Annotated in this window: 22 protein-coding genes and 1 pseudogene; 1 reads left to right on the top strand and 22 read right to left on the bottom strand. The window is 42.8% G+C overall.

Annotated elements, in window-relative coordinates; all coding sequences use genetic code 11:
* Positions 1-12 precede the first annotated feature (12 nt).
* Both SK637_RS00400 and SK637_RS00395 read right to left on the bottom strand, forming a co-directional pair.
* Complete coding sequence (locus SK637_RS00400; protein ID WP_000156971.1) at positions 13-489, bottom strand: PTS sugar transporter subunit IIB; 477 nt, start codon at positions 487-489, stop codon at positions 13-15.
* A complete protein-coding gene (locus tag SK637_RS00395) occupies positions 486-2,273 on the bottom strand; it encodes a glycoside hydrolase family 35 protein (RefSeq protein ID WP_033687919.1) in 1,788 nt (595 codons plus the stop codon). Before SK637_RS00395 ends, SK637_RS00400 begins: the two co-directional genes overlap by 4 nt.
* A 319-nt stretch (positions 2,274-2,592) precedes the next feature.
* On the opposite strand from SK637_RS00395, the gene SK637_RS00390 reads away from it, so the two are divergent.
* A complete protein-coding gene (locus SK637_RS00390; RefSeq protein ID WP_031237756.1) occupies positions 2,593-3,309 on the top strand; it encodes a GntR family transcriptional regulator in 717 nt (238 codons plus the stop codon).
* A gap of 106 nt (positions 3,310-3,415) precedes the next feature.
* On the opposite strand, the gene SK637_RS10000 is transcribed toward SK637_RS00390, so the two are convergent.
* From SK637_RS10000 to SK637_RS00285, 20 genes and pseudogenes are all read right to left on the bottom strand, one after another.
* Complete coding sequence (locus tag SK637_RS10000) at positions 3,416-3,562, bottom strand: hypothetical protein (RefSeq protein WP_033687918.1); 147 nt, start codon at positions 3,560-3,562, stop codon at positions 3,416-3,418.
* Between the two features lie 110 nt (positions 3,563-3,672).
* Positions 3,673-4,968 carry an adenylosuccinate lyase gene (purB, locus tag SK637_RS00385; RefSeq protein ID WP_033688008.1) on the bottom strand — a complete coding sequence of 432 codons (1,296 nt, stop codon included), beginning with the start codon at positions 4,966-4,968 and terminating at the stop codon, positions 3,673-3,675.
* A 63-nt stretch (positions 4,969-5,031) separates the two neighbouring features.
* Positions 5,032-5,259: a hypothetical protein gene (locus tag SK637_RS00380; RefSeq protein ID WP_033687917.1), complete on the bottom strand. Its 228-nt coding sequence runs from the start codon at positions 5,257-5,259 to the stop codon at positions 5,032-5,034.
* A 9-nt stretch (positions 5,260-5,268) separates the two neighbouring features.
* Entirely contained in the window at positions 5,269-6,360 is a 1,092-nt protein-coding gene (gene purK, locus SK637_RS00375; protein ID WP_033687916.1) for a 5-(carboxyamino)imidazole ribonucleotide synthase, read from the bottom strand.
* Positions 6,347-6,838: a 5-(carboxyamino)imidazole ribonucleotide mutase gene (purE, locus tag SK637_RS00370; protein ID WP_033687915.1), complete on the bottom strand. Its 492-nt coding sequence runs from the start codon at positions 6,836-6,838 to the stop codon at positions 6,347-6,349. Before purE ends, purK begins: the two co-directional genes overlap by 14 nt.
* 30 nt (positions 6,839-6,868) lie before the next feature.
* Positions 6,869-6,985 (bottom strand): phosphoribosylaminoimidazole carboxylase, encoded by a 117-nt coding sequence (locus SK637_RS09995; protein ID WP_080710434.1) that lies wholly within the window; start codon positions 6,983-6,985, stop codon positions 6,869-6,871.
* A 262-nt stretch (positions 6,986-7,247) separates the two neighbouring features.
* Positions 7,248-8,513: a phosphoribosylamine--glycine ligase gene (purD, locus tag SK637_RS00360; RefSeq protein WP_033687914.1), complete on the bottom strand. Its 1,266-nt coding sequence runs from the start codon at positions 8,511-8,513 to the stop codon at positions 7,248-7,250.
* A gap of 121 nt (positions 8,514-8,634) precedes the next feature.
* A pseudogene (purH, locus tag SK637_RS00350) lies at positions 8,635-10,181 on the bottom strand (bifunctional phosphoribosylaminoimidazolecarboxamide formyltransferase/IMP cyclohydrolase).
* Between the two features lie 11 nt (positions 10,182-10,192).
* Positions 10,193-10,720, bottom strand: coding sequence for a hypothetical protein (locus SK637_RS00345; RefSeq protein WP_237397634.1), 528 nt, complete (start codon positions 10,718-10,720; stop codon positions 10,193-10,195).
* A gap of 116 nt (positions 10,721-10,836) precedes the next feature.
* Positions 10,837-11,397, bottom strand: coding sequence for a phosphoribosylglycinamide formyltransferase (purN, locus tag SK637_RS00340; RefSeq protein ID WP_033687912.1), 561 nt, complete (start codon positions 11,395-11,397; stop codon positions 10,837-10,839).
* The gene (purM, locus tag SK637_RS00335; protein ID WP_033687911.1) at positions 11,394-12,416 is read right to left on the bottom strand and encodes a phosphoribosylformylglycinamidine cyclo-ligase; all 1,023 of its coding nucleotides are present in this window, start codon (positions 12,414-12,416) and stop codon (positions 11,394-11,396) included. The genes purN and purM overlap by 4 nt, the downstream gene beginning before the upstream one ends.
* Before the next feature lie 323 nt (positions 12,417-12,739).
* Entirely contained in the window at positions 12,740-14,182 is a 1,443-nt protein-coding gene (gene purF, locus SK637_RS00330) for an amidophosphoribosyltransferase (RefSeq protein WP_033687910.1), read from the bottom strand.
* A 93-nt stretch (positions 14,183-14,275) separates the two neighbouring features.
* Positions 14,276-18,001: a phosphoribosylformylglycinamidine synthase gene (locus tag SK637_RS00325; RefSeq protein WP_033687909.1), complete on the bottom strand. Its 3,726-nt coding sequence runs from the start codon at positions 17,999-18,001 to the stop codon at positions 14,276-14,278.
* 56 nt (positions 18,002-18,057) lie between these two features.
* Positions 18,058-18,201: a phosphoribosylaminoimidazolesuccinocarboxamide synthase gene (locus SK637_RS10265; protein WP_080710150.1), complete on the bottom strand. Its 144-nt coding sequence runs from the start codon at positions 18,199-18,201 to the stop codon at positions 18,058-18,060.
* Position 18,202: 1 nt separating this feature from the next.
* Positions 18,203-18,910 (bottom strand): phosphoribosylaminoimidazolesuccinocarboxamide synthase, encoded by a 708-nt coding sequence (gene purC, locus SK637_RS00315; protein WP_033687908.1) that lies wholly within the window; start codon positions 18,908-18,910, stop codon positions 18,203-18,205.
* A gap of 170 nt (positions 18,911-19,080) precedes the next feature.
* Complete coding sequence (comB, locus tag SK637_RS00310) at positions 19,081-20,430, bottom strand: competence pheromone export protein ComB (protein WP_033687907.1); 1,350 nt, start codon at positions 20,428-20,430, stop codon at positions 19,081-19,083.
* Positions 20,431-20,442: 12 nt separating this feature from the next.
* Positions 20,443-22,596 carry a peptide cleavage/export ABC transporter ComA gene (comA, locus tag SK637_RS00305; protein ID WP_033687906.1) on the bottom strand — a complete coding sequence of 718 codons (2,154 nt, stop codon included), beginning with the start codon at positions 22,594-22,596 and terminating at the stop codon, positions 20,443-20,445.
* 700 nt (positions 22,597-23,296) lie between these two features.
* A complete protein-coding gene (locus SK637_RS00295; RefSeq protein WP_033687904.1) occupies positions 23,297-23,476 on the bottom strand; it encodes a hypothetical protein in 180 nt (59 codons plus the stop codon).
* 79 nt (positions 23,477-23,555) lie between these two features.
* Entirely contained in the window at positions 23,556-23,771 is a 216-nt protein-coding gene (locus SK637_RS09980; protein ID WP_078934268.1) for a bacteriocin immunity protein, read from the bottom strand.
* A 3-nt stretch (positions 23,772-23,774) separates the two neighbouring features.
* On the bottom strand, positions 23,775-23,942 hold the full coding sequence (locus SK637_RS00285) for a class IIb bacteriocin, lactobin A/cerein 7B family (protein WP_001047582.1): 168 nt from the start codon (positions 23,940-23,942) through the stop codon (positions 23,775-23,777).
* Positions 23,943-24,105: the final 163 nt, after the last annotated feature.

Genomic DNA, 24,105 nt, shown 5'->3' with positions numbered 1-24,105 from the left:
AAAAAATTTTTCCTATTTTAATAAGCTCAAAAAGTCTGAAACTGGATCATTTGGAACCATTTGAGCAGTAAGTTTAACACCTTTTTCTGCCAATTTGTGGAAGTCTTCCACATCCTTGTCCACTACGTTGATAGAACGTGTAATAGCGCGAGTTTCTGGTGTTTGAGACATATTCCCAACATTAAGGGTTTCAAGTGGTACACCTGCTTCTACCAAACCAAGGAAGCGGTCTGGCTTACGAGCCACGATAAAGAGACGTTGGCTATCGTATTTACCAGCAAGAATATTGGCTGCCGCTTTTTCAATTGGCAAAATACTCAATTTCACACCTGGTGGTGTCGCAAGTTTCAAACCACTCTTTTCAACGTCATTGTTGACAACTTCGTCATCTACAACCATAATACGTGAAACATTTAGTTTTCCAGCCCATAGATTGGCTACTTGTCCGTGGATCAAACGTCCATCGATACGGCATCCTACAATTGTCATAAGTTTTCCCCCTTTATGTGTTTTAGTGTAGGTTTACGAGTTAAATGAATCTCTTCTTTATATTCACCTTCTGTTTCAAAGATAATGATGCGATTAGCACCTTCCTTGAGATAGCTATGAGGAATATAAAGCGAGAGGGTTGGGCCGACGTTCCAAAAACGTCCTAGATTCTGCCCATTGACAAAAGCAACTCCCTTACCAAACTCAGATAAGTCTAGGTAAGTATCTTTCGGCTCCTCGACTGTAAAGTCATAAGCGTAAAAGGCTGGCTGTCCTTCTGTCCATCCTTTTGAAAAATCAATTTTCTCAGGATTATCCAGTGGTAGTGGATATTGTTTCCAATTAAGTAAGAAGTGTAAATCCTTGCAGACACCTGTTCGGATTCCTTTACGTTGCGTATCTGCTAAGAACTTATGTCCATAGTTGACACGCCCCATATTTTCTACCAAGATATCCAATCTAGACAGCGCTTTCTTTTCACCTTGATAAAAAATATCTTCCCCAATCTCTGTCTGATATTGGGTTTCAACCCACTGACCATCGACATAAAGCTGGGCCCTATCTCGACCATCAATGATACGAAGTCTTTCTTCTTCTGCATCCCAGTTTATTTCTGTTCGATAAAGTAGGTAGCCATAACTTTGTCCCAACTCCTCCATCTTTTTAGGATAGAGACTTTCTACAGGACTAGATAAGCTATCCAAGGTTTCAAACAAGGAAACTTTTTCAGCTAGTGGAATAGCATTTACTTTCATACTTTCCTTATAGAGCGGTTCCAACTGCGGATACTCTGGAAAATGTGTCGCCATCATCTTCTTGACTGCTAGATATTTGGCAGTTGGATTTCCTTCTTCATCCAGAAGGGCATCATAATCATAAGACGTAACTTGTGGCAAGTCCAGGGTCCCTCGAGCTGAACAACCATTCATGAAGCCAAAGTTTGTACCACCGTGGAACATGTAGAGATTGATAGAGCCTTGTTCCAAAACCTCTCGAACTGCATCTGCCAACTCTTTTGGATCCCGTGTGATAATCGGTTCTTTCCAGCGATTGAACCAGCCATCCCAGAACTCCATACACATGAGCGGCCATTTCTTACCATGCTCATCAAAGAATTCCTGCATCTGTGAAAAGTTGTAAGGTGCCTTAGAACCAAAGTTTCCTGTTACAAATAGATCATCTTCGATTAAGGTTCCAGCTTTCAGAGTAGCTCGCCATGGGCCATCTGATGTAAAGAGTGGACAGGTTACGCCACGATCTTCCATCAACTGTCGAATTGCTCTTAGGTAAGCCTTATCTTCTCCATAAGAACCATACTCATTTTCAACCTGCATCATAAGGATATTGCCACCATTGTCCAACAAATGTGGAACCAATCGTGACAAGAGCTGGTCATAGTAGCGACCAACAGCCTCAATATATGCAGGGTCTGATGAACGAAGCCTCATGTCTTTGGTTAAAAGCCAAGCTGGTAAGCCACCGAATTCCCACTCCGCACAAATGAAGGGAGAGGGACGAACGATAGCGTAGAGACCCAAATCCTGCGCTGTCTGGAGAAACCGCTCCAAATCCAGAGCCCCTTCAAAGTGAAACTCACCCTCACGAGGCTCATGTAAATTCCAGGCCACATAAGTCTCTACTGTATTAAAACCAAGAGCCTTCAAATTATAGAGCGAATGATACCAATCTTCTGGAGGAACTCTAAAATAATGAATGGCGCCAGATAAAATCTTAAATGATTTTCCATCGAGATAAAAATCATCCCGTATCTCAAATCGTGTCATATTCTTACCTTCTGACAATTAAAGTTTGCGCTTTCATTTGTTGATATAGTAAATATATCTCAATATCTTGCATTTGTCAATAGGCTTTCACAATTTTTTTCATTTTTCACTAAATTTTACACAAAAAACTTATAAAAATCTTGTAATCTATAGTCATGACAACATTTTAGTACCATGTATAAAAATGTATGTTTTTCTATTTATTCCTATGTAAATTAACCTTATAGCCTATTATTCTAATTTTTTTATTCAAAAGGCTACTATTCTTTCCAGTTTTATGGTAAAATTTTTAGTGGAGAAGGAAAATCGAGGTGAAAATATGGCAATTCCAAAGTATCAATATATTAAAGATGAGTTAAAGAACAAAATCATTTCTGGTCAATTTGCCAGTGGAGATAAATTCTACACTGAAGCTGAATTGATTGCAATGTATGATGTAAGTTCTATCACAGTTGTCCGCGCCTTAAACGACCTTGCCAAGGATGGCTATATTGTCCGTCAACAAGGAAAGGGGACATTCGTTTCACGCGCACGCAAACACAAACTCGTAGAGTTTTCAGATGTAGAAGTTTTTGAAACTAAAGATGATAAAGTTACCGTCCTTTCTATCGAGCGTGGAAACAAACTAAGCTACTTAGAAAAACTCGGACTACGCGGAGATCAGTTCTACTACAAGATTGAACGTGTACGCGAAACAGGTGGTGTTGTCTACATCTACCATACATCTTACATTCCAGAACAATACATCAACGCAAATTATCCAAATCTTGAATATTATAGCTCTATCTATAACCGTTTCAAATTGGATTACCACATTCACATGAATGATGAACATTTTGAAGAAATCAATGAAATAGCATTTCCAACTCCAGAACATGCGGCTTCGGTCCTCGGAGTCGATGAACAATTCCCAACCGTTTTACAAACCAAGACGACTAAACTAGAGTCTACTGGTCAAGTTCTCGCATACAGCGAAACATATAAACGCGCAGATTACTACAAAATCAAATTCATTTCATGTGACCGTGATCACTAAGAAGAAAGCCTAAGCCTTGCTTGGGCTTTTTCTATGCTTATTATATGACATTAAAAATATATTTTCTATATGTCAATGAAGATCGATTAAATTAGTTGAAATTTTACTAATACTCTTCTAAAATCTCTTCAAACCACGTCAGCGTCGCCTTGCCGTATATATGGTTACTGACTTCGTCAGTTTCATCTACAACCTCAAAACAGTGTTTTGAGCAGCCTGCGACTTGCTTCCTAGTTTGCTCTTTGATTTTCATTGAGTATAAAATATTGGTAATCTTTTTATCAAAAAGCTTTAATAAACAATAAAAATCGAATTTCTTCTATTCCAGTAAATAGAGTAATAGAACTTCGATTTTTATTCTAATTATCCTAAACCAAGACGTTCAAAGATATCATCCACTCGTTTAGTGTAATAAAGAGGGTTGAAGATTTCATCGATTTCTTCTTGTGTGAGGCGTGATGTCACCTCTGGATCTGCTTCCAGAAGCGGTTTAAAGTCTACTTGGTTGTCCCAAGAGTAAGCCGTTTTTGGTTGCACCAAATCATAAGCTTGTTCACGGGTCATTCCTTTTTCAATCAAGGTCAACATAGCACGTTGGCTGAAAATCAAACCGAAAGTTGAGTTCATGTTGCGGATCATGTTTTCTGGGAAGACTGTCAAGTTCTTAACAATGTTTCCGAAACGGTTGAGCATGTAATCAATCAAAATGGTTGTATCTGGTGTGATAATACGCTCAGCTGATGAGTGTGAAATGTCACGTTCGTGCCAGAGAGCCACGTTCTCATAGGCTGTTATCATGTGACCACGGATAACGCGCGCAAGACCTGTCATGTTCTCAGAACCGATTGGGTTGCGTTTGTGAGGCATTGCTGAAGACCCTTTTTGCCCCTTAGCAAAGAACTCTTCTACTTCACGTTGTTCAGATTTTTGCAAACCACGGATCTCCGTTGCCATACGTTCGATTGAAGTCGCAATGCTGGCAAGAACCGCAAAGTACTCAGCGTGAAGGTCACGAGGAAGGACCTGTGTTGAGATTTCTTGGGCACGGATACCCAATTTGTCGCAGACATATTGCTCTACGAATGGTGGGATGTTGGCAAAGTTTCCAACTGCACCAGAAATCTTACCAGCTTCCACACCAGCAGCCGCATGCTCGAAACGCTCGATATTACGCTTCATTTCGCTGTACCAAGTGGCCAATTTAAGACCAAAAGTTGTCGGTTCAGCGTGCACACCGTGGGTACGACCCATCATGATGGTAAACTTGTGCTCCTTAGCCTTGTCAGCGATGATGTTGGTGAAGTTTTCAAGGTCACGACGGATAATGTCGTTGGCCTGCTTGTAGAGGTAACCGTAGGCCGTATCCACCACGTCAGTTGATGTCAAGCCGTAATGAACCCACTTGCGCTCTTCACCAAGAGTCTCAGAAACCGCACGCGTAAAGGCAACTACGTCATGGCGAGTCTCCTGCTCAATCTCCAAGATACGGTCGATGTCAAAGTCCGCCTTCTCGCGAATCAAAGCCACATCTTCCTTAGGGATTTCCCCCAACTCAGCCCATGCCTCGTCAGCCAAGATTTCCACCTCAAGCCAAGCACGGTATTTATTTTCTTCACTCCAAATGTTCGCCATTTCAGGGCGAGAGTAACGGTCGATCATGTTGTTCATTTTTCCTTTCTTCTTAAGCTGTTGGGAATAAGCTATCTAGGTAAAGCAAGATTTCTACTCAAACTCCTCTTTCCCAATAAACACAGACGGATAATGATCTAGTGTATTCAAATCCGTATCCAGCGGTAAAGCATAGATAGCTAAGTAGTTTTCAGGGTATTGAGCACCTAGCTCTTCATATTTAGCTTTTACCTTTTCGTGGTCACTACTAGCATACAAGACTTCAACGACTGCTCCAGTCTTATCCTTTTCAACAAAAGCATTAACGATAATTTGTATCATAGACTTGTCCTAAAAATCTATCCCTTTCCCAAACTCAACCACATTGTCTGGTTCATCACTAAACAAAGTCACATGTCCCATCTTGCGGTTGTGCTTCGCTTCTATTTTACCATACATGTGGAGGTGGGCGCTTGGATTTTCTGTCACATATTGCTCAGCAGCCTCAACATGCTGGCCGAGGACATTGAGCATAACGGCTGGTGCATGCAGGTGGATAGCTGGCAATGGTGCTCCCAGAACTCCTAAAATATGGGTATCAAACTGAGAGAAATCGCAGGCTTCGATTGAGTAGTGTCCTGAGTTATGTGGGCGTGGGGCAATCTCATTGACGGTAATATCATTAGCTGTCGCAAACATTTCCACACATAGCGTTCCAGACAAGTTGAGTTGCTCAGCGATTTGCACTGCCATAGCTTTGGCTTTGGCTGCTAGACTTTCTGAAATGCGAGCTGGAACAATGGTTTTCGAAAGAATGTTGTTACGGTGGATATTTTCCTGAACTGGAAAAACCGTCACATCCTTGCCATTCCCAGAAACGATAACAGAAATTTCAAGATCAAAGTTGACAAATTCTTCCAAAACGCAGTCTGCTGAGTCAGCTAGCGCATAGGCTTCTACCAAGTCTGCTTCTGAGCGAATAACCTTTTGTCCATGCCCATCATAGCCACCAGTTGCCGTCTTGAGGACATAGTTTTTCGACAAGTCGATGTCTGCCAAATCTTGGCTTGAGGTCACAACCTTGTAAGGTGCCACAGTGACTTGTGCCTTGTTTGAGAGAAAGTCCTTTTCAAAAATCCGATTTTGAGAAATGCGGAGCAGGTCTGTCCCTTGAGGGAGTTGTCCATCCTTGATGACAGCATCCAAACCGTCAGCATCTACATTCTCAAATTCATAAGTCAGGACATCGCAACGCTCAGCCAACTGACGCAGAGCATCCACGTCATTATAAGGCGCCACAATGATTTCCGCCACGCGAGAGGCTGGACAATCCGCCGCAGGATCCAGCGCGATAACCTTGTGCCCCATATAGATAGCAGAAATAGCCATCATTTGACCAAGTTGCCCACCACCGATAATTCCAATTGTTTTAGATGAGCTCATTTGTAGACTCCTCTGCGATTTTTCTTTGCTCCTCTGCGAAATCAGCCAAAGCTGTCGCGATAGCCTGATCCTCTACTGAGAGGAGACGGAGGGCAAAGAGGGCCGCATTTGTAGCACCTGCTTCACCGATAGCCATTGTCGCAACAGGCACACCTCCCGGCATCTGTACGATAGAGTAGAGCGAGTCCACTCCACTTAGGGCACGAGATTTGACGGGCACACCAATGACTGGAAGGGTTGTTTTAGCAGCAACCATGCCTGGCAAATGAGCTGCGCCACCAGCACCTGCAATGATAACCTTGATGCCACGGCTACGTGCTTCTTCGGCATATTTGAACATAAGGTCTGGTGTACGGTGGGCGGAGACAACTTTCTTTTCATAGGCTACACCGAAGCGGTCAAGGACTTCTGCTGTTTTTTGCATGGTTGCCCAGTCGGATTTTGAGCCCATGATGATGGAAATAATTGGTTTGGTCATAATTTTCCTTCTCTTTCCTTCTTTTTTCAATCACTTTAGGTTGTGAGGGACGGCAGCAGCCACCAAAGGTGTCTCATGCCTAAATCGGAAGCCCAAGGTCTTCCAATTTCCCTGAACGATTGGATTGTCATTCAATCGTTCTTTCACAACGGCGGTGATTGTTCTATATTAACTCGCTAACGCTCGTAAGTTATGCGACCATTATCGTGTTTTGTGAATTTTTGCTAATTCTTTTTTGATAATGGTCTTGGGGGGGACGGAAGCAAACATTCGGTTTCATTCCTAAAATTTGAATCTAAGGTCTCAAATTTTCCCTAGATCAGAACAGATACTGTTCTGGTCTTTTCACCACGGTGATTATTATCTTACTTCGATTCGCTTTCGCTCGCCATGACAACTATAATATCTGTTAATCTTTTATGGCCTTGCTTCCGATATCTGTTCGGTAGAAGAGCCCTTCTGTGTTTTGTTGGGCGAGTTCACTGTAAATAATGTTTTGTCCGTCTTCGACGGTATCTGCAGTAGTGACGAGCATATAAACACGTCCGCCATTTGACAGCAGTGCTCTGCTATTTTCCGCAAACTTAGCCCCTGCATAATAGGTGATAATGTCGCCTTCTGTCTTGGCTGGCAACTTGACACCTTTTTCATAGTCTAGGGGGTAGCCCTTGGATGCGACAACCACACCCAGAGTCACACCCTTATCTGTCCAAGTGATATTTGGCTCCTTGCTATCCAGAATATCCGTAATATTTTGTGCAAAGTCAGATGTCAGACGAGGCAAGATAATCTGAGTTTCTGGATCTCCGAAGCGAGCGTTGAACTCGATAACCTTAGGGCCGTCCGCTGTCAAGATAAGACCAGCGTAAAGGATACCAAGATAAGGGCGCCCTTCTTTAATCATGCCCTCAAGGACTGGCTTGACAATGGTGTCAACCGCTGTAGCAACCACGCTCTCTGGCAAGTGAGGAACTGGCGCATAGGCACCCATACCCCCCGTGTTAGGCCCCTTATCGCCATTATAAGCACGTTTGTGGTCCTGAGCCGTTGGCATGATGTAGAACTTGTCGCCATTGACAAAGGCAAAGAGTGAAAATTCCTCTCCTTCAAGGAATTCCTCAATAACCACACGCGCACCGCTATCGCCAAATTTATTGTCCAAAAGCATCTCGTGCGCGGCTTCGACTGCTTGCTCAACCGTCTCCGCAACAACGACACCCTTCCCAAGCGCCAAGCCATCCGCCTTGACCACGATTGGAGCGCCTTTTTCTTCTATGTAGGCCTTGGCTTCCTCGAAATTTGAGAATGTGCCATAGGCTGCTGTCGGAACGCCGTATTTGACCATGATTTCCTTGGCAAAATCCTTGGACCACTCCAGCTCAGCTGCCAATCTTGTCGGACCAAAGGCTTTGAGACCAGCTACATGGAAATCATCGACGATACCAGCCGCAAGGGCGTCATCTGGCCCAATAAAGGACCAAGCAATATCGTTGGCTTTTACAAACTCAATCAATTCAAAATGTTCGGAAATAGAGATATTTACCAATTCCAAACCATCCAGAATCATCCCGTCATTCCCAGGGGCAACAAAAACCTTTTCTACCTCTTTTGACTCAAGCAACTTCTTAGCAATCGCATGTTCACGACCACCCGAACCGACAACTAACAGCTTCATTCCTCAACCTCTTTTGCGAATTATTTACTAACATTATATCACAAACGTTCGTTTTAATCTTGTTTCACTCCGCATTTTTACGCAAAAAAGGAAAGAAACTGTTTTCTTCCCTTTAACGTTCTTAATGTCTAAAATGTCTCACGCCTGTGAAGACCATAGTCAAGCCATATTTATCCGCAGCTTCGATAGATTCTTGGTCACGCACAGACCCACCCGGCTGGATGATAGCCTTGATACCTGCTTTGGCGATTTCTTCCACGTTATCCGCAAATGGGAAGAAGGCATCGGAAGCAAGCACAGCGCCGTCAAGACGGTCTTTGGCTTGGTCAATGGCGATACGGACCGAAGCCACACGGTTGGTTTGACCTGGACCAACACCAAGTGTCATGTGGTCATTGGTGATGATGATACCGTTTGATTTGACATACTTAATAGCCTTCCAAGCGAACTCAAGAGCAGTAGCCTCTGTCTCAGTTGGCTGGCGTTTGGTCACCACTTGCCAGTCAGTTGGGCTTTCTTTCACCACGTCTTGATTTTGCACCAGAAGTCCACCAACAACACCTGTGTATTCTGCTTCTGCTTCACTGGCATCTTGTACGTCAAATGGCAAGGCAAGGATACGCAAGTTTTCTTTTTATTAGTCAAAATAGCTAGCGCTTCATCCGTATAGCTTGGCGCGATGATGATTTCAAGGAAAACACCATGCATCTTCTCAGCTGTCGCAGCATCCACCTCACGGTTAAGAACAACGATACCACCAAAGATAGACACTGGGTCAGACTCATAAGCGTAGTCCCAAGCAGTCTCGATGTCATCAGCCTGACCAATTCCACATGGGTTCATGTGTTTGAGAGCCACAACGGTTGGACGGTCTTTGAAGTCACGGATGATACGAATGGCAGCGTCAGCATCACGGATGTTATTGAATGATAATTCTTTTCCGTTGAGCTGTTTAGCTGAAGCAATGGAGTAATCTGTCGGCAAGGCTTTTTGGTAGAAATCCGCGTCTTGTTGAGGGTTCTCACCGTAACGCATAGCTTGTTTGAGGTCATAGGTCAAAGTGAGCTTTTCAGGTTTGCTTTCTCCGACTTGAGCTGTGAAATACTCTGCAATCAAGGCATCATAAGCCGCTGTGTGACGGAAAACCTTGGCTGCCAAACGTTGACGCGTTTCGTAAGTCGTTTCACCATTGGCTGACAACTCGTCCAAAACCACTGTATAGTCAGCAGGGTCTACCACAACTGTTACGCTAGCGTGGTTCTTCGCTGCTGAACGAAGCATAGAGGGACCACCGATATCGATGTTTTCAACGGCTTCCGCATAAGTCACATCTGGTTTGAGAATCGTTTCCTTGAAAGGATAAAGGTTGACCACTACAAGGTCGATAAGCTCGATTTGATTGTCTTTGGCCGCTTCCAGGTGACTATCCAAATCACGACGAGCGAGGAGCCCACCGTGGATATTTGGATGAAGGGTCTTGACACGACCGTCCATCATTTCTGGAAAACCAGTCACATCATCTATAGCAATGGTATCAACACCAGCATTATCAAGGGCAACTTTAGTACCACCAGTTGAGATGATGTCCCAACCGAGTTTTTTGAGTTCTTTGGCAAATTCAACAATGCCCGCTTTGTCTGAGACGCTGATTAAAGCGCGTTTAGTCATCTTTTTTCCTTTCATTTACTTATTTTTACTTTATTTTTTTCAGTTCTATTTTGATCAAATATCGCATATTGAGATTGTTCAAACTTACCATTTTCGTTTTTGAATTTATTATAATAGTAATTTTTTCCAAAAATGTCAGTATATATAATTATTATTTCTTTAATATTTGAAATTTCTATACCTTCATCAAGAGGTATACCTTCAGAATATTCATTGTCTTTTTCAACAATTGGAAATTGATTAATGTCACCTTTTGTTCCATGTAATTGTTGAGTATTTTCACTCTGATCTTCAAATTCATTCAATTTCCAATACTTTAGAATTGCATGATTTAATCCAATATTCTTTGCTGATATCTGAAGTTTATTATCTATTAACTCTACTCCCATTATTAATATTGGTAAATTATTATAACGTTGTTCTATCTCTCTAATATCGCTATCCTTCTTGAGAGAGGCGGTATAAATATAAGAAGTCATCAACAATCCTGATATAGAGCCTATGTATGCTAACCAACTATTCATATGATTCGGTTTCATACCAAGTAATCCAAATATTTTTGTTATCAAGTCAAAAGAATCAACAACAAACAACAAGATTGAAAATGTCGAAAAAAATACAATTGTTTTTAAAAAAGGGGACGATTTAATTTTATTTATAATTCATACCTCCTCTCCACTCCCAAGCTATCCAGCACCTCTGGATACAACTTGTACTCTGCCTCATGAATGCGAGTTTCAAAGCTTTCGATGGTATCATCAGCTAACCGTGGCACACGTACTTGGTTGATGATCTTACCAGTGTCCACACCAGAATCTACCCAGTGAATGGTCACACCAGACTGATCCACGTCAGCATTCCAAGCATCCTCAATCCCATGAGCTCCTGGAAATTCTGGCAAGTAGGCTGGATGAATGTTGATAATCCTGCCTTCATAAGCTGCCAGTAAAGTAGGCCCAACAATTTTCATGTAGCCTGCTAGACAAACCAAGTCAATCTGGTGTTCTTCCAAGAGTTCGACAAGGGCCGCTTCGTAGTCTGCCTTGCTCTCAAACTCCTTGAGTTCAAAAGCATAGGACAGAACGCCGAGCTTGTCTGCACGTTCGAGCACATAGGCGTCACGATGGTCTGAAAAGACAAACTCTACTGGAAATTGTTCCGCTATCACCTGAAAATTTGAGCCATTACCAGAGGCAAAAACCGCTATTTTTTTCATTTGATGATGACACTTTCGTTTTCTTTCTTGACGATACGACCAATTTCATAGACTGGTTCATCCAACAATTCCTTGACACGAATTACATTTTCAGGGCTAACTGCTAGCATAAGTCCCACACCCATATTGAAGATTTCAAACATTTCTTCGTGTTTGATCTGACCGTATTTTTCAAGGGCTTTGAAGATTGGCAAGACTGGAACTTTGCTTTCCTCAATCTCAGCAGCCAAGTCAGCTGCAAACATGCGAGGGACATTTTCGATAAAGCCACCACCAGTGATGTGGGCAATGCCGTTGACCAACTCTTCCTTGATGAGTGGCAAAACAGCCTTGACATAGATACGAGTCGGCTCAAGGAGAACTTCCTTGAGTTGCTTGCCTTCCAATTCTGGAAGGACTTCCTCACCTGTGTAATCCGCAAAGACACGACGGACGAGAGAGTAACCATTGGAATGAATCCCACTTGAAGCAAGTCCGAGAAGAATATCTCCTTCTGCCACCTTTGAACCGTCAATGATTTGAGATTTTTCAGCCACACCGACCGCAAAACCAGCCAAGTCATAGTCATCTTCGCCGTACATGCCAGGCATTTCAGCCGTTTCCCCACCAATGAGGGCAGCACCTGCCTGCACACAACCTTCTGCCACACCAGCGACAACTTGTTCTAGCTTAGCTGGTTCATTCTTCCCTGTCGCTACGTAGTCAAGGAAATAGAGGGGCTCCGCACCTGCAGCGATGATATCATTGACACACATGGCCACACAGTCCTGACCGATGGTATCGTGCTTGTCGTACTTGATAGCCAGCATGAGCTTAGTTCCGACACCGTCAGTCCCTGAAATCAAGACGGGTTCTTTAACCCCAGTCTTTGAAAGGTCAAACATACCACCAAAGCCACCAAGAACTCCCAAGACACCTGCACGCTCCGTACGAGCCACGTGCTTTTTAATCCGTTCAACAACTTCATAACCCGCTTCAACATCCACACCAGATTGAGCGTACGCATTTTTATTTGCCATTTTATTTTTCCTTTTCTTTTTTGGGGAAAGACTGGGACGTATTTTTAGATAAACAATTATTTTATCTAATACTCAATGAAAATCAAAGAGCAAACTAGGAAGCTAGCCGCAGGCTGTACTTGGGTACGGCAAGGTGAAGCTGACGTGGTTTGAATTTGATTTTCGAAGAGTATAAAAATACTAGTCAGGGCTCTAGCTTTGATCCTATAGGACAAAGCGTCTACTGACAAATGCTTTAGCTTTTAGTCAGTAGTGAGACGTGAAGCATATGCATTTTTATTTGCCATTTTTATATTCCTTTTCTTTAATGGAGGATCTATTGTCTATTTGTAAAAACTGGTCTTTTCTTCCAAACTTCTACGATAGTCTTCTTCGTAGTCGTAGAGAGGTGTTGGGTAGTCACCGTCAAAGTAAGCGACACAGAGACCACCATTTGGCGCATCTGTTTCAATCCCAATTGACTCAATCAACCCCTCAACAGAAAGATAAGTCAGACTGTCCGCACCAATGATTTGGCGAGTTTCTTCAACCGTATGATTAGCTGCAATCAGCTCCTGACGGGTCTGGATATCAATCCCGTAGAAGCATGGATAAGCTAGCGCTGGACTGCCAATAGCAACGTGAACCTCAGTTGCACCCGCTTCTTTCAAAAGCTGAACGATACGACGAGAGGTCGTCCCACGTACAATAGAGTCATCAATCATAACCACACGCTTTCCTCTTACAACGCCTGAAACAGCAGATAGTTTCATCCGCACCCCTTGCTCCCGCAATTCTTGAGTCGGTTGGATAAAGGTGCGTTGCGTATATTGATTCTTAATAAGACCCATTTCGTTTGGCAAACCAGATTCTTCCGCAAATCCCATGGCTGCGCTGAGGGAAGAATTGGGTACACCAACTACAATATCCGCCTCATGCTTGAATTCACGCGCCAATTGGGCACCCATACGTTTACGTGCCGTATGAACATTGACACCGTGGATATTAGAATCAGGGCGGGCAAAATAGATATACTCCATAGAACAGATTGCTAACTGGGTATCATCTGTATAGCTGTCATACTGGATGCCCTTGTCATCAATGATCACAATCTCACCTGGCTTCAAATCACGAATCCATTCAGCACCAATAACCTCAAAAGCACAGGTTTCAGAGGAAACAACCACCGCTCCGTTGGCCATTTTCCCGATAGAAAGGGGACGGAAACCATTGGGGTCAAGAGCCGCAATCAACTTATCCTCAAACAGCAAGATATAGGCAAATCCACCTTTGACAAGGCTGAGCGCTTCCTTGATTTTGCCCATCAAGTTCGGATTGTGACTCCGACGAATGAGGTGGGCCAAGATTTCCGAGTCCGAAGTCGCGCTGAAAATCGCTCCTCTTTGTTCCAGTTCTTTCTTGAGAGAGGCTGCATTGGTCAGATTTCCATTATGAGCCAAACCAAACTGCATATCGTGAAAACGGAAGAGGAAGGGCTGGATATTATCTACAGAAGCTTCGCCAGCAGTCGCGTAACGCACATGCCCAATCGCACCAGTTCCCGTCAATTTATCCAAATTAGCAGGATTTCTGAAGACTTCTGATAAAAGTCCCATGTCACGATGGCGCTTCAATTGTCCCTGATCATTGGAGAGGATTCCTGCCCCCTCCTGACCACGGTGCTGAAGACTATGGAGACCAAAATAGGTCAATTTAGCAGCGTCTGGATGTCCCCAGATACCGAAAACACCACATTCTTCATTAAGAGATTTTACTTCGTATGTCATTTTATATACCTAATTTTTATTTGTGTAGCACCAAGAGCTAAATCTACATGACTTTTACATTACTGATACTATCTATTAGAAAATCTGCAAGTCTTATTTTCCAGTAAAGTATTTAACCGCCGACGTAAACAGGTGCTGGTCTTTATTTCCTGGGATGTTTTGGAAAAGACCGTCCTCATAACGTTCTGAATGGCCCATCTTACCGATGATTTGGCCATTCTTGCTAGTAATTCCTTCGATGGCATGGACAGAACCATTCGGATTGTACTTAGAGTCCATACTTGGTTTTCCATCAAAGTCAACATATTGGCTGAAAATTTGTCCATTGTCACGGAGCTCAGCGAATTCCTCAGCCGTCACGACAAACTTCCCTTCACCGTGCGAAACAGGAATAGCGTGGATATCGCCTACTTGCACACCAGCTAACCATGGTGAGTTGGTATTGGCAATACGGGTTTCCACCATCTTGGCCACGTGTTGGTTGGCATCATTGTAGAAGAGGGTTGGACTAGTACTAGTGGCTTCTTCAAAGTTCCCGTATGGAAGAAGACCTGATTTGACCAAAGCCTGAAATCCATTACAGATACCGATAATCAAGCCACCACGAGCGATAAAGCTATCAATAGCTACACGCACTTTTTCATTGAGCAGGATATTGACAATAAACTTAGCTGAACCATCTGGTTCGTCCGCAGCTGAGAATCCACCTGCAAAGAAGAGAATGTTAGCCTTGCCGATGTTGTCAACCATGGTTTCGACTGACTTGACAATAGCCTCTTCATTCAAGGTCACGAATGGCACCAAGTTGACCTCTGCACCTTCTTTTTCAAAGGCCTTAGCTGAGTCATACTCTGAGTTGGTGCCTGGGAAGACTGGGATGTAAACCACAGGTTTTTCAACCTTTTCTTTGGCTTTAATCACAACATCTGATACCACCGCTGGTACTTCAGCCAGTTCTTTGGCTTGGACAAACTCTGTTGGGTAAACTTCTTCCAATTTACCTTGGAAGGCACTGTCAAGCTTGTGTCCATCTAGATTCACACCGTTGACAGTCAGTGTAAAGGCTGCACTTGTTTGACCGATTTTCTCTACTCCAGCAATTTCTTCAGGAGATGTAAAGACAAATCCGCCCAATTGAGCTGTCAAAGCTGTTTTAAGTTCAGGCAAGGTCACCTCTGCACCAATATGATTTCCAAAAGTAGCAAGAGCCAAACTTTCAACCACACCACCATATTTGACAGCTGATGCAGATGTCACTTCGTGGCCAGCTTGGATAGCTTCAAATTGAGCAAAATTTTTCTTAATCAAGTCAAAATCAATCTCTGCTGAGAGTGCTTGGCCTGGAATGTAGTAGATATTTTCCCCAACAGCTTTAAATTCTGGAGAGAGCACATTACGGCTATCCGCTGTCGTCACCCCAAAAGCGACCAAGGTTGGCGGTACTGTCAATTCTTCAAAAGTACCAGACATGGAGTCCTTACCACCGATAGATGGCAAACCAAGCTGAATTTGTGCTTCGATTGAGCCTAGGAGAGCTGCCACTGGCTGACCAAAACGCTCAGCTTGTTTGTCCATGCGCTCGAAGTACTCTTGATAAGAGAAGCGAGCCTTAGACCAGTTGGCACCAGCAGCAACCAAACGAGCAGTTGCTTCGATCACCGCATAGGCAGCACCGTGGTATGGAGACCATTCAGCTACATATGGGTTGAAACCTTGAGCAATGACTGACGCAGTATAAGTCTCACCGTGTTGAACTGGCAATTTCTGTACAGATGCCTCAGTTGGTGTGAGTTGGTAGCGACCGCCAAGTGGATGATTGACCGTTGAGCGTCCAACAGAGCAATCAAAGATAGTCTGTAATCCTTTTTGACTCGCATGATTGAGGTCAGATAGAACCGTAAGGGTATCTGCTTCAAGTGTGTCAGCAGATGTTTGACGTTCTTCTGGGAGTGTGACATCCTTGTCCACAACCTTAGCATCGACGACCACACGCACACCATTGGTGTCAAGGAAACGACGTTCCAAGTCGACAATGGTTTCACCATTCCAGTGCATGACTAGATTTGGTTTTTCAGTTACTGTCGCAACCACAACAGCATCAATATTCTCTTTGTTACATTCAGCAACGAAGGCATCTACATCCTCAGGACGAACCACGACTGCCATCCGTTCTTGAGATTCAGAGATGGCAATTTCGGTACCATTCAAGCCCTGGTATTTAAGAGGCACCTTGTTGAGGTCAATTTCAAGACCGTCTGCCAATTCACCGATGGCTACACAGACACCACCTGCTCCAAAGTCATTGGACTTCTTGATAAGACGAGTGACATCGCCATTACGGAAAAGGCGCTGAATCTTGCGTTCTTCGATGGCATTCCCTTTTTGAACCTCAGCACCAGCAGTTTCCACGGACTCAACTGTTTGAACCTTAGAAGAACCTGTCGCACCACCGACACCATCACGTCCAGTCTTACCTCCAAGGAGAATAATCACATCTCCCGCTTCCGGTTTTTCACGGACAACATTGCCCTTAGGAGCCGCACCGACTACTGCACCTAACTCCATACGTTTAGCTACAAAACCTGGGTGGAAGTATTCACGAACGTAGGTTGTTGCAAGTCCAATCTGGTTACCGTATGAAGAATAACCATGAGCCGCTGTTTTAGAAATGACTTGTTGTGGCAATTTCCCAGCGCGAGTTTCTGAAATCGGTGCTGTAATATCACCAGCACCTGAGATCCGCATAGCTTGGTAAACATATGAGCGACCTGACAATGGGTCACGAATGGCTCCACCGATACAAGTAGCCGCCCCACCAAATGGCTCAATTTCTGTCGGGTGATTGTGGGTTTCGTTCTTGAACATTAGGAGCCATGGCTCTTTCACACCATCAACATCCACTTCAATTTCGACTGAGCATGCATTGATTTCGTCAGACACTTCCATGTCATCCAAACGTCCATTGACACGCTCATAACGACCGAAAACAGTCGCCATATCCATCAAGGTTTGAGGTTTTTCAGAACGCCCCAACTCATCGCGCATAGCGATATATTTATCATAGGTTGACTGCAATTGTTTTTGGAATTTCGATGCGGAGAAATCAATGTGTTTCAACTCTGTCTCGAAAGTTGTGTGACGGCAGTGGTCAGACCAGTAAGTATCCAAAACCTTGAGTTCCGTCTCAGTTGGCACGCGCCCGATTGACTTGAAGTAGTCTTGAATAAAGAGCAAATCATCCACTTCCATAGCCATCCCTTGCTCAGCCTTGTAGCGAGCAAAGTCTTCTGCTGTATAGCTTTCAAAGAAAGTCAATTTAGGAATGGTCTTGTCTGACTCTGAAAATTCCTGCTTGGCAATCCCTGTCGTGATATCCTTGAAACGAGAATCAACTGGATTGAGCAAGTAGTTCTTGACCGCCTCTAACTCAGTCGCATCAATGTCCTTATTGACCAAGTACAATTGTGCTGTATTGACTGTCACGTCACTAGAACTTCCCAGCAAAAGCAAGGCTTCTTGTGAAGAAGCTGCACGCTGGTCAAATTGGCCAGGCAGGCTTTCAATGGCAAAGAAAGCATAGTTAGCAAGATCCGCCTGCACAACCGCTTCGTCCAAAACATGGTCTGTCACCTGCTCAGAGAAGATGTGTTTCTCTGCAGGCGCAAACAAGTCCTCAGCTAAGTTAAAGACATCATACACTTGCACGATGCGAATACTTTTCAAGCTTGAAAGTCCCAAGTTATGCTGGAGTTCTCTAACCAAACTCTCTGACTTGACCTGAAAATCAGCCTTTTTTTCAACAAAAATACGTTTATCCATCAATTCTTATTCCTTTATTTCAGCTCTTGCAATATTCCTAAACAGCCTTGAGGCTGTTATTTCAATTCCTGCAACTTTTCCCAAACAATCTCGTAAACGTCTGTTAGTTCTCCTAATCCTCTACGGAGTGAAAAGGTCTGGGGGACCTTTTCAGCCTGAGTCCTTTTAGTTGAGAGACGAAGGTTTTCCGTTGCTAACAGATTATTTCAATCCCTGCAATTTCTCCCAGACAATCTCGTAAACGTCGGTTAGTTCTCCCAATCCTCTACGGAAAACATCCTTATCCATGTGGTTGCCATCCGCATCCCACAAGCGGCAGTTATCTGGTGAAAATTCGTCTGCCAAGATAATCTTGCCATCCTTGTCAAAACCGAACTCTAGCTTAAAGTCAATCAACTTAAGTCCAATCTCAGCAAACCAGGCTTTCAAGAGTTCATTGATTCGACGAGTTTCTTCCTTCAAGTAGGCAATTTGCTGGTCATCCGCAATCTGTAGGAATTTCACATGCTCGTCATTGATAAACGGGTCATCCAAATCATCATTTTTATAGTAAAATTCAACAATCGGAGTCTCCAAGGTGATTCCCTCATCCACACCAAAACGTTTTGAAAAGGAACCAGCAGTATAGTTGCGAAGCACGACTTCCAAAGGAATAATCTCAACCTTTTTATTAAGTTGTTCCGTGTCTGAAAGTTTCTCCACAAAGTGAGTCGCCACACCAGCCGCATTTAATTTCTCAAAAATAAAAGATGAAATCTGATTATTCAACACTCCCTTACCTGCAATTTGCTCCTTCTTGACACCATTGAAAGCAGTCGCCTGGTCCTTGTAAGTTGAAATAATAAGATTTTCATCCTCAGTTGTATAGATATCTTTAGCTTTTCCCGAATAGATTAATTGTTTTGACATTTTAAAGTTCGCCTTTCGTATTACTTGAGCACATTCTACCATAAAAAACCTAAAATTACAAGAATTTAAACGAATAAATAGTGGATGTGTTTCAAAAATCATAAAGAAAAAAACTGCAAGAAGAATCTTTCTCACAGTTTAAAAATCATTTAACTCTAAAAACACGAACATTACTCTTTGTTCAAAAATTGATCCAAATAATAATGTAGATAACTTTTCTTTCCCGTAATCATCTGCAGGCGACCTTCCACCCCGTACCGAAGTTTTTCAGCCTGCTCCGAAGTTAGATTAGTCTCCGCCTCAATTTTAAAGAAATTACCTTTTTCAGTCTTGGTAGCTGTCGCATCAATACTTGTAATAGTGGAATCTAAGACAATTTGATTCTTAGCATCATGAGTCGTCGTATAGCGAACAGAATCACCGACCTTGACTCTTGATACATCTTTTGAACTTAGATAAGCTGTAAGTTTGGCTTTCCCTTCTTTTTCCAAGGATGGATAGAGTTGGGCTAGTAGGGTACCTTCTGCTACCATGGTAGAATCACTAGTCTCAGGATTAAGGTGAAGCACCCCATCCTCACTAGCCGTAATTTTCCCCTTGTCTAGAAGACTTCCCTGAACCTTCTTGCCTGACTCTGCCTCCAAGATTTTCTGGTCTAGAAGGGTCAATTCTTGACCAACCTTTGCCAAGTATTGGGATTTGAGAGACTCCAATTGACTGCTTAAGCCTGACGCATAGGCTTGCTGGGTACCTGAACCCGCATACTGGACACGGTAAGTAGCGAGACTGGATTCTAACTGAGAAAGCTGTGCTTCAACCTGCGCAACTGCCTGAGCTTTAGCTTGCGGATTTTCCTCACCCTGAGACTTGTAGGACTGGTAGAGAGAATAGGCTAGATTCTGACTGGCCAAGGAAGCGCCTGTTTCAATAGCTGACTTAGCTGTCTGGTAATCGCGAATTTTAGCCTCTGTTTGGCTGATGAGGTTGCCGATTTCGGCTTGGGTTTGACTAGCTGCTGCATTCTGGGACGCGATGGTCTCATTTTGTTGCGATGTACTAGCCCTAAGACTGCCTGCTTGACTGATGTAGTCGCGAAAGGTGGCTTGGTAGCCAAACTTATCCTCCTCTGGAAAGTGATTCTCCCCTTCTTGCAGACTTTTTTGCAAATACTCCAATTGCTTTTTTTGATCCTTAAGCATGTCCAACTGACTAGCATAGGCCTCCGCTTGGACACCCTCTGCCCCTTCCTGGTATTGAACCAGAAGCTCCCCCTTTTTAACCAGCTTATTTTCTTCCAAATGATTGACAAGAATACGATTGTTGCTAGTTGACTGGATATTTGCAAGGATACGACTAGGCTCGACAGTAGCTCTAGTAGACAAACTCATCTCCTTCTCTGCAACAGTTGCAAAGCCAAGTAAACAGACAAGTAGAAGGGACATGGGTACAATCACTCGACTGGAAAAATTATGGTAACGACGATTATAAAACTCCGCACTTTCTAAAAATTCTGGTTTCATCCTCTCCTCTTTCTAGCTATTGACCAAATGGGCGTAAAAGCCACCCTGTTCAAGCAAATCAGCATGCTTTCCTTCTTCGACAATCTTGCCCTGATCCAAGACAACAACTTTCTCTGTCCGCTCAGCAATGGTCAAGCGGTGGGCGATGAAAATCAAGGTCTTGTCTAAAGCCATGAGATTATCGACAATTCGCTTCTCTGTCAGAATATCCAAACTGCTGGTCGCCTCATCCAAAATCAAGACCGGCGCATCTGTCAAGAGAGCACGCGCCAGAGCGATTCTCTGACGTTGACCACCTGAAATTCCTGCCCCATCCGAAGTCAACTCTGTCTGATAATTCAATGGCATGCGCTCAATATCCTCCCGAATCTCTGCCAATTCGACCGCCCGTAAGATATCCTCTTGAGTCGTCCCTTCCTTGGCTCCAAGGAGAAGATTCTCCAAAATCGTTCCGTTAAAGACATAGGGCTGTTGAGGCAGATAGTTGATGTACTGGCGCAAGGCCTTTTTATCAATCTGATTGAGATTGACACCACCCAGACTAATCTCTCCCTGACTTGGATCATAAAAATTAACCATCATCTTAGCCAAGGTCGTCTTACCTGACCCTGAAATTCCCACAAAAGCCACCTTATAGCCTTGGGGAATAGTCAAATTGATATCTGACAAGACATCTCGACCATAGCCATACTTGTAGGAAACCTGCTTGAAGGTCATATCTCCCTTCATCAAGCTCAGATCCTCAACTGTTTTCTTCTCCTCAAACTCAGAAGCTACCAGATAAACCTCATTCAGACGGTTATTGGCAACCTGCGCTGTCTGAAGCTTGGTTTGCAGATTGATGATATTTTCCAAAGGATTGGTAAAGTAAACAAGCAAGGTATTATAGGTAATCAACTGCCCCAAACTCATCTTGCCATCCATGACCAGAACAGCCCCCATCCAGAGAATGCCGACATTGAGCAAGAGATGGGCAACTTTTTTCAGAGCCTTTTGCTGACTCTCTGCCCGACTATAGGTAAAAGATTTTTTCAGATAATCCACAAATTCCTTGTCAATTTTTTGGTAACGCTGACTTTCACTGGTCAAAGACTTGATAGTCTCAATACCGTTGATGTCCTCAATGATAGAAGAAGACAGAACCGCATTGGCTTCCATGGTATCCCGATTCATCTTTTCAAACGGCTTCATAAAGGCAAAGATAATCACTGTATAGATAGGAAGTGCCAATAAAGTCATGAAAAAGAGATTGCTATTTTGTGAAAATAAAACAAGGGAAATAATGACAACCGTTGACACATCTAGGAAAATCGAAAGGATGGTCGAAGCCAGCGCATCAATGATACTGTTAGCATCCGTGAAACGAGACACGATCTCCCCTGTCCTGCGTGTCGCAAAGAAGGACATAGGCAGGTGAAAAACATGCTTGATATAGGACAAAATCACGTCAATCGACAGGCGTTGCCCCAAAACAAGTAAGAGATACTCCTGAACGTAAGACAAAATCTGCTGAAGAATATAGACGATGACCAGCCCAATAGAAATAATCCCCAGCGTCGAACGCATCTGATCTGGCACATAGGTATCAATGATAGACTGCAGATAATAAGAACCCACAATATTAATCAAGGTTACCAAGAGTGTTGCCAAAACGATATTGGCAATCAAGCCACGCTGCTTCACTAATATAGGGATAAAAGAGAGCAGACCATTCTTTTGATCCTTATGAGGCTTGTAGTCTGGACTAGGTGCCATAAAAAGAGTCACTCCTGTCCATTCTTCCGTAAAACGCTCACGTGGCAGTTTGGTCAATTTCACCCCAGGATCTGGATCGGCAATATGAATGCTATCCTTATCCTGCCCAGTCACCACATAGTAGTGGAGCAATTTTCCTTCCTTAAGCACATGGGCAACAAAAGGAAAAGTCAAATCTGGCAAGTCAAAGAGCGACATATCCGCCTTGATCGCTCGCGTCTCAAAGCCAATCTCCTCTGCCACCTTGACCAAGCCCAAAGCAGTCGTCCCATCCATGGTCGTCTTAGCCAATTCTCGCAAGTGAGCCAAAGAATAGTAACTACCATAGTAGCCAAAAACCATAGCTAATGAAGCTACACCACAGTCCATCTGATCCACCTGCGGACGATAGTGACGTTTCCCAAATTTCATATTCATCTCCTTTTTCCTAAACTCATCTGATAAAACTATCTTACCTCAATTTCCAAACAAAAACTGGACTTCCTCCCCAAATGCGCCTATCTCCCTCCCAAATGCACTTTTAGGATAAAGAAAATAGGCAGAACAAGCGTCCTACCTACTAAAAATACGGTATGAAAGGAAATTGATGTTTTACTGACACCCTAGGCAAGCTTGGAACAAACAAATCATTGATAGTAACATTTACGACATCCTATTTAAAGTTACTTCAATTTCTAATGTCCCTGCTATTTCTAAGCCACCTCTGGTATAATCTATTCATGTTCAGAATAGATAACACCGTTCTAAATTACGATTCATAGTTACTCCTTTTTTGATTCGTTTCTACAAGACTCCTATTTACCCATAGAATGTCTACTACTTAAAATTTATCTATTCTTTTTTCTTTACTTCTGTATAAAAGAATGAAGACCATCATAAATAATGCAATCGTGGGTATATTGAAACTATTAAACCAAGTAGGTAAAGATACTTTATTCATATCAGCTACTAATCTGATGATTATATAGGACATCGAACTAAGTAATACCATAATTTCAGGCAAAACTTTCAGTATTGATTTAACAAATTTCATATTAAACTCCAATGTGATGCATTCTTAGATTCTAGCCTAGCTATTTTCAGCGCAGACTAACAAGTCATTCTTAACTGTTTACTCTACTCGCTTTTTATTGGCCTTATATCCTAGATAAAAGAGCCCAAATAAAACAGGGTAAATTTCTGGATAAAATAGGATATTGATTGGACTTTTCAAAATCACATGCGTTGCGATGTAGATAATGAGCGATACGATAAAATAACTCTCAGCAAAGCCTAATAAAAATGTTTTCATAAGAAACTCCTAATTACCTGACAAGAATGGCGGAAAACGCTACCATTCATATACACAAAATCCTTTTGATTCATGTTCTTCATTTATAGTTTTGATTATTTTTTGACAAATCTTTGCGAAAAATACCAAAATATCCTGCGAAAAGCAAACCAACTAAAGTCCATTGCCAATTAAAGGATACTAACGAACCTGTACGAATCACATGAAGCGCGACATTAAGAGTTATTCCCAACAAAGGACATATCGTGGCTAGTTTAGGTAACAATGTATTAAGATTAAGGTTGCGACTGTTCATTATCTAACGCCCACGGCGAGCAAAATCTGAACCAAATTTGTAACCAGCATTAAAAATTTGTACAGCAGCATTCAGTACTCCTGCAATCCCAACTGCTTCCGCAAGACCAAAACCACCTTTTGTTCCCACTAATTCATCGTCAGATAATTGATAAAATTGTTCTAAGTTCATGTTCGTCATTACTCCTTTATATTATATTTTATTGCTATGTAAATGATTAAAATGAGTATTGGATAGGTAAATACTTCTGAAATATCCATAAAATTTACACTATACTGTCCAGATAATATTTTATAGTCAATTAAAATTTGAACGATAGTAAAAATAATACGTA

Origin of the sequence: Streptococcus mitis, from assembly GCF_000722765.2 — a bacterium.
Lineage (GTDB): Bacteria > Bacillota > Bacilli > Lactobacillales > Streptococcaceae > Streptococcus > Streptococcus mitis_AQ.
Note: the sequence above shows the minus strand (reverse complement) of the source record. Positions and strands in the feature narration are given on the sequence as shown.

Coding starts and splice junctions, on each gene's coding strand:
- SK637_RS00395 (WP_033687919.1), bottom strand. CDS start 2,273: ATGACACGATTTGAGATACGGGATGATTTTTATCTCGATGGAAAATCA.
- SK637_RS00390 (WP_031237756.1), top strand. CDS start 2,593: ATGGCAATTCCAAAGTATCAATATATTAAAGATGAGTTAAAGAACAAA.
- purK (WP_033687916.1), bottom strand. CDS start 6,360: ATGAGCTCATCTAAAACAATTGGAATTATCGGTGGTGGGCAACTTGGT.
- SK637_RS10000 (WP_033687918.1), bottom strand. CDS start 3,562: ATGAAAATCAAAGAGCAAACTAGGAAGCAAGTCGCAGGCTGCTCAAAA.
- SK637_RS00380 (WP_033687917.1), bottom strand. CDS start 5,259: ATGATACAAATTATCGTTAATGCTTTTGTTGAAAAGGATAAGACTGGA.
- purD (WP_033687914.1), bottom strand. CDS start 8,513: ATGAAGCTGTTAGTTGTCGGTTCGGGTGGTCGTGAACATGCGATTGCT.
- SK637_RS09980 (WP_078934268.1), bottom strand. CDS start 23,771: ATGAACAGTCGCAACCTTAATCTTAATACATTGTTACCTAAACTAGCC.
- SK637_RS00325 (WP_033687909.1), bottom strand. CDS start 18,001: ATGGATAAACGTATTTTTGTTGAAAAAAAGGCTGATTTTCAGGTCAAG.
- purF (WP_033687910.1), bottom strand. CDS start 14,182: ATGACATACGAAGTAAAATCTCTTAATGAAGAATGTGGTGTTTTCGGT.
- purN (WP_033687912.1), bottom strand. CDS start 11,397: ATGAAAAAAATAGCGGTTTTTGCCTCTGGTAATGGCTCAAATTTTCAG.
- purC (WP_033687908.1), bottom strand. CDS start 18,910: ATGTCAAAACAATTAATCTATTCGGGAAAAGCTAAAGATATCTATACA.
- comB (WP_033687907.1), bottom strand. CDS start 20,430: ATGAAACCAGAATTTTTAGAAAGTGCGGAGTTTTATAATCGTCGTTAC.
- purE (WP_033687915.1), bottom strand. CDS start 6,838: ATGACCAAACCAATTATTTCCATCATCATGGGCTCAAAATCCGACTGG.
- purM (WP_033687911.1), bottom strand. CDS start 12,416: ATGGCAAATAAAAATGCGTACGCTCAATCTGGTGTGGATGTTGAAGCG.
- SK637_RS00285 (WP_001047582.1), bottom strand. CDS start 23,942: ATGAACTTAGAACAATTTTATCAATTATCTGACGATGAATTAGTGGGA.
- SK637_RS00345 (WP_237397634.1), bottom strand. CDS start 10,720: ATGAAACCGAATCATATGAATAGTTGGTTAGCATACATAGGCTCTATA.
- SK637_RS00400 (WP_000156971.1), bottom strand. CDS start 489: ATGACAATTGTAGGATGCCGTATCGATGGACGTTTGATCCACGGACAA.
- comA (WP_033687906.1), bottom strand. CDS start 22,596: ATGAAATTTGGGAAACGTCACTATCGTCCGCAGGTGGATCAGATGGAC.
- purB (WP_033688008.1), bottom strand. CDS start 4,968: ATGATCGACCGTTACTCTCGCCCTGAAATGGCGAACATTTGGAGTGAA.
- SK637_RS00295 (WP_033687904.1), bottom strand. CDS start 23,476: ATGAAAACATTTTTATTAGGCTTTGCTGAGAGTTATTTTATCGTATCG.